The following is a 14103-nucleotide window of genomic DNA, read 5'->3' on the forward strand; positions in this document are numbered from 1 at the left end:
TCAGGACAGCACTTCTCCGACCGTCAGCGCCAGGCCGTCATGCCACCACGCGGCGAAACTGAAGACGTTGGGCGCCTTGAGAATCGTGAAGTGGTTGCCCGGCCCGTACCACTCCGCCAGATCGCTGACCTGTCGCTGCCAGCCTTCGAGCATCGCCGCTTGTTCGCGCTGATTGCCCCACTCGTCCAGCGTCGGGTCATCGACCAGCACCAGCCGCACCGGCCCGGTGTAGGCCAGACGCGGTTGATAGACCGTGCGCAGCGCCGCGGCGAAAGTGCGAACCGGGCCGTGCATCGCATCCGGCGCCGCCCGCTCCGACAACACCCCGGCGCGCACCATGCCTGCGTGCAGCAGACGCAATTGTGTGGTGTCGTCGGCGTTGGCGAAGGTCGCAGGATCGATGCCCAGCGATTTGCCACAGGACAACTGCAGGGTGTCGATCAGCCGTTGCAGCGCGGCAGTGGCCGTGTACGGTTTGCCCGCCGTGCCGTCACCACCCGGCGCTTCGCTGTCGATCAACGTCAGCGAAGCCACCTCGCGCCCGGCCGCCTGCAACTGCGCGGCCATGGCATGCGCGACCCAGCCGCCGAACGAATGGCCGATCAGGTGCAGCGGCCCCTGCGGGTGGATCTGCTCGATGGCTTGCAGGTAGAACGCGGCAGCGGCTTCGACCGCGCTGTGCGGCACACTGACGCCGTCCAGCCCGCGCGGTTGCAAGCCGATGATCGGCCACTCCGGGCCGATCGCCTCGGTCAGGTGAATGAACCCGGTGACGCTGTCACCCGCCCCCGGCACACAGAAAATCGGCGCATACCCCGGCTGCCCGGTCTGAATCGTCAGCAGCGGTTGATACAGCGTCGGTTCCGGCGTCACCAGGGTTTCCAGCGCCTGGGTAATGGCCTGGCCAAGCGCTTGGATGTGCGGGTGCTTCATCATGGTCCGGTGATCGCCGGGGATGTCGATGCAACGCAGCAAGCCAATGTCGAAGCGCTCTTCCCAGCCGCGCGTCGGGCTCGGCAATGACTGGCCTTCCATCAGTTCCTGGGCACGGAACAGGTGGATCGGCTGGCTCGCCGGGCTGACCCGGTAATGCGCCAGCGCCAGACGATGCGCCGCTTCGCGATCAAAGTAATGCCAGGCGTCCGCCGCGCTGACCGTGGCCAGTTCCGGATCGGTCAGTTGCTGCGCCTGACAGCGCTTGAACAGCTCGGGGAAATCCAGCTGTTCGACTTGCGCTTCCAGCACTTGCACCGCCGCCAGCGCCGCCTCGGTTTCGGCACCCAGCATCAGCGAACGCCCTCGGCAATGGCCAAGTAACTGGCGCTTGTCGAGGCCCTCGCCGCTCCACATTGCCTTGTCCTGGGCGAGCGGGTTTGGCGCGTAGCTGTCGAGCATGCCGATGAAATCCACCGGCTCATCGAGGCCGAGCAATTGCTGCGCGACCTCATGCGCCAGCACCCCGCCGAACGACCAGCCCGCCAGCCGATACGGCCCGTGAGGCTGTACCGCGCGGATGATTCCGACCATGCGCTGCGCCATGCACTCAAGCGTGCGCAATTGCGCTTGCCCCAGCGGCACACCGGGCAAACCGTAAATCGGGAACTCGCCACCGATGTGCTGGGCCAGCGTCGGGAAATACACGTCCCTGCCGCTGAATTCATGCAGCAGAAACAGCGGCGTACCGTGCGCCCCGGCACGCACCACGACCAGCCCGTCAGGCTGACTGAGCGCCTCGCCCTGACTGAGCAGCGCGGCGGCAGACTCGATGCTCGGATACTGGAACAGCTCGGCCAGCGACAGTGGCAGCCCGGCCCGTTGCAGCAGATTGACCAGCTTCACCGCCAGCAACGAATGCCCACCGAGTTCAAAGAAGTTGTCGTGCCGTCCGACCTGTTCGACGCCAAGCACCTCGCCCCAGATCTGCGCCAGCGCGGTTTCGACTTCCCCCTCGGGCGCCACGTATGGGCGGTTGATCACCGCGTCTGCACCCGGTTCCGGCAAGGCTTTGCGATCAATCTTGTCGTTTGGCGTCAGTGGCAACGCGTCGAGCAGCACAAACGCGCCCGGCACCATGTACTCCGGCAAACGCTCCAGCACATGGCTGCGCAAGGTATCCAACGATGGCGCGTCGATGCCGGCGCGCAAGCTGTACCAGGCCACCAGACGCTCATCGCGCACCATCACCACCGCTTGGCGAACCGCCGGATGTTCGATCAGCCGCGCCTCGATTTCCCCCGGCTCCAGACGCAAGCCACGCAGCTTGATCTGGAAGTCATTGCGGCCGAGGAATTCCAGTTCCCCATGATTGTTGTAGCGCGCCAGATCGCCAGTGCGGTAAAGGCGATCCCCCAGCACAAACGGGCTGTCGATGAAGCGCTCGGCCTGCATCTCCGGCAGTCCGTGATAACCACGCGCCACGCCGACGCCGCCAATGTGCAACTCGCCGCTGACGCCTTGCGGCACCGGTTGACCGTACGCATCGAGCACGTACAAACGCGTGTTACTCAGAGCCTTGCCGATCGGCACCACGTTTTCCGGCACTGGCATGTGCGGTTCCAGCGTCCAGCCCGTGCTGTCCACCGTGGTTTCAGTCGGGCCGTAAACGTTGTGCAACCGCACCCACGGCAGGCGATCGCGCACTTGGCGCGCCAGCGCCGCGCTGAGTTCACCGCCGCCGTTGAGCACATCGGTCAGGCTGGTGCATTGCTCGACACCGTCCTGCTCGATGAACTGCTGAAGCAACGCAGGGACGAACTTGACCACCGTCACCTGCTGCTCACGAATGGTCTGCACCACATACGCCGAATCGCGGTTGCCGTCCGGCCGTGCCAATACCAATCGCATCCCCGAACACAGCGGCCAGAAGATCTCCCACACCGAACTGTCGAAGCTGAACGGCGCTTTTTGCAGCAGCGCGCCGTGTTCGGTCGGCGGCGAAATCTGCGAACCCCAATGCACCATGTTGCAGGCGCTGCGGTGTTCGATCATCACCCCCTTCGGCAACCCGGTAGAGCCCGAGGTGTAGATCATGTACGCAAGATTTGAAGCACTGAGGCTCGGCACTGACGAATCGTGATCCGGCAGGTGCTGCCAGGTACTGCGGTCAAGGTCGATCACCGTGGCGGCCGCCTCATCGAACAGTCCGCAAGTAGCGGTCTGCACCAGCACCGCGGTCGGCGCGCTGTCCTTGAGCATGTAGGCCAGACGCTCCACCGGATACCCCGGGTCCAGCGGCACATAAGCACCACCGGCCTTGAGAATGCCGAGCAGACCGACCACCAGATCCAACCCGCGCTCGACGCAGATCGCCACCCGTGCATCCGGCTGCACACCGAGTTCGCGCAGATGCTGGGCCAAACGGTTAGCACGCTGATTGAGCTCGCGGTAAGTCAGGGTTCCCTGCGCGGACTGCAGCGCGATGGCGTCCGGTTTGCGCCGCACCTGCGCTTCGAACAAGCCATGCAACGGCTGCTCCAGCGGACAATCAACGGCGCTGGCATTGAAATCGACCAGCAAACGCTGCTGCTCCTGCGGTGCCAGCAACGGCACTTGCGCAAGCACTGCCTGATCATCGTTGACCAGCGCCGCCAGCAGCCGCTGGAAGTAGCCGACAAAACGATGCACCGTTGACTCATCGAACAAGGCCGTGGCGTAGCGCAATGAGCCGCGAATCCCGTCGGGCGAATCGCCGAGGCTCAGTGACAGGTCGAATTTCACAAAGTGGCTGTCGCCGGCCACCCCTTCCAGGGTCAGGTCGCCGAGGGTCAGGCTCGGGCCGTCGTTGTTGTCCCAACTGAGCATGGTCTGGAACAACGCGCTGTGCGACAGACTGCGGACTGGTTTGCTGATGTCCACCACTTGCTCGAACGGCAGATCCTGATGCGCCTGAGCGCCCAGAGTCCGCGCTTTGACCCGCGCCAGCAGCGCCTCGCCGCTCGGCTCACCCGAGGTGTCGATGCGCAGCGCCAGGGTGTTGACGAACATGCCGATCAGGCCTTCGATCTCGGCGCGGGTGCGGTTGGCCACTGGCGAGCCGATCACCACGTCGCTCTGCCCGGACAACCGACTGAGCAACATCGCCCAGGCGCTCATGATCACCATGTACGGCGTCACCGCGCGACGCTGACACAAGGCTTTCAAACCGGCGCTCAAGTGTTGATCGAGCAGCATGTCGACGCGGCTGCCGGAATAGTCCTGCTGTGACGGACGCGGACGATCGGTGGGCAGGGTCAGCAAGGCCGGCGCGCCGGCCAGGGTCTGCTGCCAGTAATCGCTTTGACGCTGCAGGACCTCGCCACTGAGCCAGCGCCGCTGCCACACCGCGTAGTCGGTGTATTGCAGCGCCAGCGGCGGCAGCGGATCGTCTTCGCCACGGCTGAACGCTTGATACAACGCGGCCAGCTCGCGAGTCAGCACGCCCATCGACCAGCCATCGGCGATGATGTGGTGCAGCGTCAACAACAGCACATGATGATCATCAGCCAGACGCACCAGACGTCCGCGCAGCAGCGCATCGTGCTGCAGATTGAAGGAGGCGCAGGCCTGCTCTTCGATCAGGCCGCGCAAGGCGTTGTCAGCCTGCGGGTGCTGACGCAAGTCTTCTACCGCCAGCAACAGACCGCTCTCGGCCGGCAGAATAAGCACCTGCGGCTGATCGTCGATCTGGCTGAAGCGGCTGCGCAGGGTTTCGTGACGCGCGACGATACGTGCCAGTGCCCGTTGCAGCGCGTCTTCATCCAGCCGACCGCGCAGGCGCAGACCGACCGGGATGTTGTAGGCGCTGTGGCCGCCGTCCATCTGCGCCAGGAACCACAGGCGTTGCTGGGCGAAGGACAGCGGCAATGCCTGATCACGCGGTGCCGGCAAAATCTCCGGCAAGGTGCTGCGTCCCGCCCGGCTCAGCACCTCGGCGACAGCGGCCAGCTCGGGATTGGCGAACAGCTCGGCGAGTGTCAGCTCGACGCCCAACTGCTGGCGCACCTGCGACAGCATGCGCATCGCCAGCAACGAATGCCCGCCCAGTTCGAAGAAGTTGTCGTGACGACCGACCTGTTCGAGCTGCAGCAAACTGGCCCAGATCCGCGCCAAATGGTGTTCCAGTGCCGAGATCGGCGCGACATACAGCCGGCTGAGCATCGCTGCCTGGGTCGGCGCCGGCAGCGCCTTGCGGTCGACCTTGCCGTTGTTGTTCAACGGCAGCCCATCCAGTTGCACCCACGCGCTCGGCACCATGTATTCCGGCAGTCGCGCCAGCAACTGCGCATGCAGATCGGCGCTGTCCAGGCGCCCGACGTGCGCGGTGTAGTACGCCACCAGGCGGGTGATGTCCTGACCATCGCGGCGCGCCAGCACCACGGCTTCCTTGATCCCCTGGCAGTTGAGCAGGCGGTTTTCGATTTCGCCCAACTCGATACGGAAACCGCGAATCTTCACCTGATCGTCATTGCGCCCGACGCAATCGAGCTGCCCCGGTGCCAGCCAGCGTGCGAGGTCGCCGGTGCGATAAAGCAACGCACCCGGCTGCTCGCTGAACGGATCACGCAGAAACTTCTCGGCAGTCAGATCCGGGCGATTCAGATAACCCAGCGCCACGCCCTGCCCGCCAATGTACAACTCGCCGGTCACGCCCATCGGCACCGGTTGCTGATGCGCGTCGAGCACATACGCCTGGGTGTTGGAGATCGGCCCGCCAATCGGCACGCTCTCGGCGTTTTCCGCCACTTCACGCACGTCAAATGTCGTGGCGTAAGTGGTGGTTTCGGTCGGGCCGTAGCAATGCACCATGCGCAACTGCGGCGCCTCGGCCAGCAGTCGACGGAACGCTGCCGGATCGCCGCGTTCACCGCCGCACAACAGAATGCGCAGGTCTTTGAGCGCCTGCGGAATCAACTGCACGTACTGGTTGAACAGCGCCGTGGTGACGAACAGCACCGTCGCCCCGGAGGCGCTCAATTCATGGCCGAACGCGTTCGGATCAAGCAGGGTCTGGTGATCGATGACCACCACGCGCCCGCCGTTGAGCAGCGGCCCCCAGATGTCCATGGTGCTCGCATCGAACGCCGGGTTGGAGGCGAACACCACGCGGTCCTGCGCATTGAAATCGGCGTAACCGTTGTTCAGCACCAGGCGGCCGATGGCGCGGTGCGGCACCATCACGCCTTTCGGGGTGCCGGTGGAGCCGGAGGTGTACATGATGTACGCCAGCGACTCCGAGGACTGCGCCAGGTTCGGGTTGTGCGTCGGTTGGCCGCTGAGGGTCACGCGGTCGAGGTCGATGCGTGGTGCGACGTAGTCGATGACTTCGCTGCTGAGGGTCAGCAACGCTGCGGCCTGACAGTCCTCGACCATGAACGCCTGCCGCTCGCTCGGCGCGTTGATGTCCAGCGGCACATAGGCCGCCGCGCACTTGGCAATCGCCAGTTGCGCCACCAGCAGCTCCAGTGAACGCGGCAACAGGATCGCCACGTGGTCGCCCGGCTGCACGCCCTGGCTGATCAAGTGATGCGCCAGACGGTTGGCCTGGGCGTTCAGCTCAAAGTAGCTCAGCGAATGCTCGCCATGCACCGCCGCCACCGCCTTCGGATGTGCCGCTGCCTGCTGCTGGAAAATCCCGTGCACGGTCAGCGTTTGCGGGTACTCGCGCGCCGTGGCGTTGAAGTCGTAGAGCAAGCGCTGACGCTCAGACTCGGCGAGTAACGGCACCCGCTCCAACGCCGTCTGCTCATCGTTGACCATCGCCGCCAGCAGGCGCTGCAAGTAGCCAACATAACGCTCGACGGTCGCTTGATCGAACAACGCCGTCGCGTATTCCAGCGATCCGCGAATCACCCCGTTGACCTCACCCAGGGTCAGGGTCAGGTCGAACTTGGCCACCCGGCCCGGCGCGGCCACACCTTCGAGGCTCAGATCGCCCAGCACCAGGTTCGGGCCGACGTTGCTGTCCCAGCTCAGCGTGCTCTGGAACAACGGGCTGTGCGCCAGACTGCGCGCCGGCCGGGTGATTTCCACCACTTGCTCGAACGGCAGATCCTGATGCGCCTGTGCCTCCAGCGTGCGCGCCTTGACCCGCGCCAGCAGCGTGGCCACGCTCGGCTCGCCCGAGGTGTCGATGCGCAGGGCCAGGGTGTTGACGAACATGCCGATCAGGCCTTCGATCTCGGCCCGGGTGCGGTTGGCCACCGGCGAGCCGATCACCACGTCGGACTGCCCGGACAGACGACTCAGCAACAGCGACCAGGCACTCATCAGGGTCATGAACAGGGTCACGCCGTGACGCTGACTCAAGGCTTTGAGCCCGGCGCTCAGACGCTCGTCGAGCCGCACTTCGACGCTGCTGCCGGCGAAATCTTGCTGTACCGGACGCGGACGGTCGGTGGGCAGGGTCAGCAAGGCCGGCGCGCCGTCGAGGGTCTGCTGCCAGTAATCGCTCTGCCGCTGCAGCACTTCACCGCTGAGCCAGCGCCGCTGCCACACGGCGTAGTCGCCGTATTGCAGGGTCAATGGCGGCAATGGATCCGGCTGACCGTGACTGAAGGCCTGATACAGCGCCATCAGCTCACGGGTCAGCACGCCCATCGACCAACCGTCGGCGACGATGTGATGCACGGTCAGCAACAGCACATGATGATCGTCAGCCAGACGCAGCAGGCGACCGCGAATCAGCGGATCGTGCTGCAGATCGAAGGCAGTCGCGGCTTCCTGCGCGAGCAGTGCCTGCACCGTGGCTTCGGCCTGTGGATCCTGGCGCAGGTCTTCCACTTGCAACAGCAGACCGCTATCGACCGGTGCAATCGTCACCTGCGCCTGATCGTCGACGCTGACGAAGCGGCTGCGCAGGGTTTCGTGGCGCGCAACGATCTGCGTCAGCGCGCGCTGCAAGGCTTCGACATCGAGTTGCCCGCGCAGGCGCAGGCCAAGTGGAATGTTGTACGCCGAGTTGCCGCCGTTCATTTGCGCGAGGAACCACAGGCGCTGTTGGGCGAAGGACAGCGTGCCGTCACGCGGCACCGCTACGATCTGCGGTTGGCTACTGACCTGCGCTACGCACAGGCATTCGGCGACCGCCGCCAGTTCAGGGTTGGCGAACAGATCAGCCAGCACCAGCTCCAGTCCCAGTTGCTGACGCACCTGCGCGACCATGCGCATGGCCAGCAGCGAGTGGCCGCCGAGTTCGAAAAAGTGATCATGCCGGCCGACCCGATCGACCTGTAGCACCTCGGCCCAGATCTGCGCCAGCGCGGTTTCCAGCTCACCTTGCGGCTCGATGTATTCGCGGGTGAATAGCGCAGTCAGGTCAGGTTTCGGCAATGCCTTGCGATCAACCTTGCCATTGGCGGTCAGGGGTAACGCGTCGAGCCGGACAAACGCCGCCGGCACCATGTACTCAGGCAATTGCGTGAGCAGGTGCGCGCGCAAATCAGCGACGCTCAACGATGCGCCCTGCTCGGTGTAATACGCCACCAACCGTGGCTGACCGGGTTCGTCCTCACGGGCCAGCAACACCGCATCCTGAACACCGGGGAGCTGATTGAGCCGGGTTTCGATCTCGCCCAACTCGATACGCACGCCTCGGATTTTCACCTGATCGTCGTTGCGCCCGAGGTATTCAAGCGTGCCGTCCTCGTGCCAGCGCGCAAGGTCGCCGGTGCGGTACATACGTGCATTTGGCAGGCTGCTGAACGGATCGCGCAGAAAGCGTTCGGTGGTCATCTGCGGACGGTTCAGGTAACCACGGGCCACGCCGGCACCTCCGACATACAACTCGCCGATCACCCCCAGCGGTACCGGGCGTTGCCGTGCGTCGAGCAGATACACCATGGCATTGCTCACCGGTTTACCGATATGCAGCACCTCGCCCGCCGCAATCAGGCCGGAGGTAGCGACCACCGTAGCCTCGGTCGGGCCATAGTTGTTGATCACCCGGAACGGCTGGTTACGGTTGAACTGACGCAGTCGATCGCCGCCGATCAACAGGGTTTTCAGGGTTGGATGCGCCGGCTCCTGACTGAAGGCGTATTCGGCCACCGGGGTCGGCAGGAAGCTCACGTCCAGCGGCTGCGCCCGCCACCAGGCGAGCAACGCGTCGATGTCTTCGTTGCCGTCATGGTTTGGCGCCAGATGCACGGTCGCACCCACGCACAGCGCCGGCCAGACCTCCCAGGCCATGGCGTCGAAACCGAACCCGGCCAGGCTTGAGGTAAGGCTGCCGGCGTGCAGATCGAAGGCCGCGCAGTGCCAGTCCACGAGATTGCTCAGCGTCTGGTGCTCGACCATCACGCCTTTCGGCAGACCGGTGGAGCCGGAGGTATAGATAACGTAAGCCAGGTGCTGCGGGGTCAGGGCCGGCAGCGACGGGTTGTCGATTGGCCCGTTTGGCCACTGGTGCAGATCAAGGTCGATCAGCGGCACCGACAATGCCGGCAGGCGTTCACGCAGATCGCTTTGGCTCAGCACCGCGACGGGCGCACTGTCTTGCAGCATATAGCTCAGGCGCTCTGCCGGGTGCGCCGGATCCACCGGCACATAACCGGCGCCGGCCTTGAGAATCGCCACCAGCCCGACCAGCGTATCAAGACCGCGTCGGGCGACGATGGCCACGCGATCGTCAGGCTGTACACCCGATGCAATCAGATGATGCGCCAGACTGTTGGCCTGCCGGTTCAACTCGGCATAGCTCAGCGAAGCACCGGCAAACACCGCCGCCAGCGCCTGCGGTCGTTCAAGCGTTTGTTGCTCGAAACGCTGGGCAATCGTCAGTCCCTGTGGGTAATTGGCGCGGGTCGCGTTGAAGCTGTGCAACAACTGCTCGCGCTCCGCATCCGGCAGGATCGACAGGTGCTCGAAACCTTGATGCGGCGCGTGTTCCAGCGCATCCACCAGCCTGTGCAGGGCGCATTGCAGATAGTCGCAGGTGCGCCGCGCATCGATGCCGGCACCGGCCAGCGCCGTCAGGCTGAAACCTTCACCGAGATCGTCGACACTGAGGGTCAGGCGATAGTTGCTGTGTTCTTCGGCCTCAAGCAATTGCATGCCTTGCCAAGCCGTTTGGGCCTCGGCAGAACCGCCACCCGCCGCGGCTCCGTGGCGATAATTGAACAAAGTGCTGAACAATGGCGTGGTCGGCGCCATGGCGCTGCAATGCTGGATGCGCGCCAGTTGCGCGTGTTCGTGCTGCAGTAACTGACTGAGCCGTTGATGCGTCGCCAGTGCCGCGCCCTTGACGCTGTGCGCACGCAGATCGATGCGCAATGGCAAGGTGTTGATGAACACCCCGAGCGCCCGTTCGGCGCCCTCGCCGCCCTGCAAGCGACCGAGCAATACCGTACCGAAAACCACGTCATCGCGACCGGACAACTGCCCCAGAACCTGCGCCCACGCCAGGTGCATCAGGCTCGCCGCGCTGACACCCAGACGCCGCGCCTGACTGCGCAGGTCGCGGCTCAGCGCGGTGTCGAGGCTCAACTGTGCCTGCGTGGCCAGCCCTTCCGGCGCCGGGCTCTGCCCGTAAGGCAAGGTTGGTTCGTCGACGTCACCGAGCATCTTGCCGAAGAACTCTTCGTGCTGCTGGTCACTCAACCCGGACAGGGTATGCGCCACATAATTGCGATACGGCACCGGCTCGGCCAGACGCTGCGGCTGGCCGCTGAGGAACGCCTGCATTTCGTGTTGCAGCACCTCCAGTGCCACATGGTCCATCACCAGGTGATGGAACAGCAACAACGCCACCACCCGCTGATTGGCTGAATCCCACGCGTGCACTACGCGCATCAGCGGCGCCTGATTGACGGCCATGCGGTACTGCGTGGCGTCGAAACGCCGGCGCAATTGCTCCAGTACATCGCCGTCCGCGCCATTCAGCTCCAGCGCTTCACACACCAGCGGCGCCTCACGCCAGACCACTTGCACCGGGTCTTGCAACCCGTCCCAGAACAGCGAAGTGCGCAGGATGTCGTGACGCTGGATTACGTTCTGCAAGGCTTGAGTGAAGGTGTTCAGGCGTTGTTCATCGGCAAACGCGAACTGCGCCTGCAACACGTACGGATCGCCCTGTGCGGCGGACAAATGGTGGAACAGGATGCCGGTCTGCAACGGCGCCAGCGGATAAATATCCTGCACGTTGGCCACGCCGCCGGGGATGCTGGCGACGATGCGGTCGATGCTCGGCTGGTCGAGCGCCACCAGTGGCAACAACTCGGGAGTGATGCGCGTGCAGTCCGCAGTGATCAGGTTGGCCGCGACTTCGGCCTCGGGCTCACCGCCCACGGCAGCGGCCAGCGCGGCGAGGGTCGGCTGGTTGAACAGCACGCGAATGTCGGCGCTCAGGCCGGCACGGCGCATCCGCGCCACCAGATTCACCGCCAGCAGCGAGTGACCACCCAGTTCAAAGAAATGATCGTGGCGGCCTACCCGCTCAACCTTGAGCAACTCAGCCCAGAGCTGGGCAAGAGCGATTTCCACTTCACCGACCGGGGCTTCGTATTCACGGGCGGTCAGCGCCGTCAGATCGGGGGCCGGCAGCGCCTTGCGGTCGAGTTTGCCGTTAGGGCTCAGCGGCAATGCATCGAGATGCACGAACACGGCGGGCACCATGTAGTCCGGCAGGTTTTCCAGCAAGTGGCCGCGCAGTGTTTCAATTTCCAGCTGTGCGCCGGTGTAGTACGCCACCAGACGCTTGTCGCCCGGAACGTCTTCGCGGGCCAGTACGGCGGCTTCCTGCACGCCATCGATCTGGGTCAGGCGTGCCTGGATTTCACCGAGTTCGATACGCAGGCCACGGATCTTCACCTGATCGTCGTTACGGCCCAGGTATTCGATATTGCCGTCCGGCAGATAGCGGGCGACGTCGCCGGTGCGGTACATCCGCCCATTACTCTGGAACGGGTCGTTGAGGAAGCGTTCGGCGTTCAGTTCCGGGCGATTCAGATAACCGCGCGCTACCTGCACGCCACCGATGTACAGCTCGCCGACCACGCCGTGCGGCACCGGTTGTTGCTGGGCATCGAGGATGTACATGCGGGTGTTGGCGATCGGTTTGCCGATCGGCGTGTTGTCCGGGGTGCTTTCCAGCGGCCCGGCGCAGTTCCACGCGGTGACGTCCACTGCGGCTTCGGTCGGGCCGTACAGGTTGTGCAGTTCGCTGCCCGGCAGTTGCTGTTTGAAGCGCCGCACCACGCTGCCCGGCAGCGCTTCGCCGCTGCACATCACTTGCCGCAGACTGCTGCAACGTGCGGTGTCGGCGTGGGCGAGAAATACATCGAGCATCGACGGGACAAAGTGCAACGTGGTGATGTGTTCGCGTTCGATGATTTCGCTGAGGTATTGCGGATCCTTGTGCCCTTCAGGTCGGGCCATGACCAATCGGGCGCCAGTCATCAGCGGCCAGAAGAATTCCCAGACCGAGACGTCGAAGCTGAACGGGGTCTTTTGCAGCACCGTGTCGGCAGAACTCAGTTGGTAAGCGTCCTGCATCCACAGCAAGCGGTTGACTACGCCGCTGTGCTCATTGATCACGCCTTTCGGTTGGCCGGTGGAGCCGGAGGTGTAGATCACGTAGGCGGTGTGGTGCGGGTTCAATTCAGCGAGCGAAAGGTTTTCCGTCACCAGCGCTTGCCAGTGCGGCTGATCCAGATCGATCACCGGCACGCCAACGTCACCGAGCAACGAACGCGTCGCCCCCTGCACCAGCACCGCCAGCGGCGCGCTGTCTTCCAGCATGTAAGCCAGACGCTCCAGCGGATACGCCGGGTCCAGCGGCACATAACCGCCGCCAGCCTTGAGGATCGCCAGCAGTCCGACCACCATGTCCAGACCGCGCTCGACGCAGATAGCCACCCGTGAGTCCGGCCCTACGCCCAATTCGCGCAGGTGCCGCGCCAGTTGATTGGCCCGGGCGTTGAGTTCGGCATAAGTCAGTTGCTGTTCTTCAGCGACCACCGCTGGCGCCTGCGACGAGCGCGCCACTTGCGCCTCGAACAAGCCGTGAATGGTCTGCTCAAGGTTGTAATCGACCGCCGTGGCATTGAACTCGACCAACAAGCGCTGCTGTTCTTCCGGCGCCAGCAGCAGCGCCTGTTCCAGCAGCGCCTGATCGTTGGCGACCATCGACTGCAACAGACGCTGGAAGTAACCGACGAAGCGCTCGACCGTGCTCTGGTCGAACAACGCCGTGGCGTATTCCAGCGCACCGCGAATGATGCCGTTGGACTCACTGAGGCTCAACGACAGGTCGAACTTGGCGAAGTGGCTCGGCTCGGCCACGCCTTCCAGCGTCAGTTCGCCGAGGGCCAGCGCCGGGCTTTCGAGGCCATCCCAACTGAGCAAGGTCTGGAACAACGGGCTGTGCGCCAGGCTGCGCACGGGCCGGGTGATTTCCACCACTTGCTCGAACGGCAGATCCTGATGCGCCTGCGCTTGCAGGGTTTGCGCCTTGACCCGCGCCAGCAGCGCTTCGACGCTCAGCTCGCCCGAGGTGTCGATGCGCAGCGCCAGGGTGTTGACGAACATGCCGATCAGGCCTTCGATTTCGGCGCGGGTGCGGTTGGCCACCGGCGAACCGATCACCACTTCAGCCTGCCCGGACAAGCGGCTGAGCAGCATCGCCCAGGCACTCATCAGCGTCATGTACAGGGTCACGCCGTGGCGCTGGCCCAAGGCTTTGAGCCCGGCGCTAAGGCGCTCGTCGAGCACGACGGCAACGCTGCTGCCGGCATAGTCCTGCTGCGCCGGGCGCGGCCGATCGATCGGCAGCATCAACAGCGCCGGGGCACCAGCGAGGGTCTGTTGCCAGTATTCGCTCTGACGCTGCAGCACCTCGCCGCTGAGCCAGCGCCGCTGCCACACCGCGTAGTCGGTGTATTGCAGCGCCAGCGGCGGCAATGGATCCGGCTGGCCATGACTGAACGCCTGATACAGCGCCATCAGTTCACGGGTCAAAACGCCCATCGACCAGCCGTCAGAGATGATGTGGTGCAGGGTCAGCAACAGCACATGGTGATCGTCGGCCAACCGCACCAGTCGCCCGCGAATCAACGGATCGTCCTGCAAGTCGAACGGCCCGGAGGCTTCGCCCTGAATCAGCGCCTGCAGGGTTTCCTCGGGTTGCGG

1 protein-coding gene (cut by a window edge) is annotated in these 14103 nt (G+C 64.4%); it reads right to left on the bottom strand.

Features of this window, described 5'->3' with window-relative positions; genetic code table 11:
• A protein-coding gene (locus AC3WMV_RS23790; protein WP_103369013.1) for a non-ribosomal peptide synthase/polyketide synthase crosses the window boundary here: on the bottom strand, window positions 1-14103 show its 3' portion. It continues 3720 nt past the right edge of the window; the window shows 14103 of its 17823 coding nt (coding positions 3721-17823); its start codon lies off the right edge, out of view — the gene reads right to left on this strand; the stop codon is at window positions 1-3.

This window comes from Pseudomonas sp. FW305-3-2-15-E-TSA4 (genome assembly GCF_058787295.1).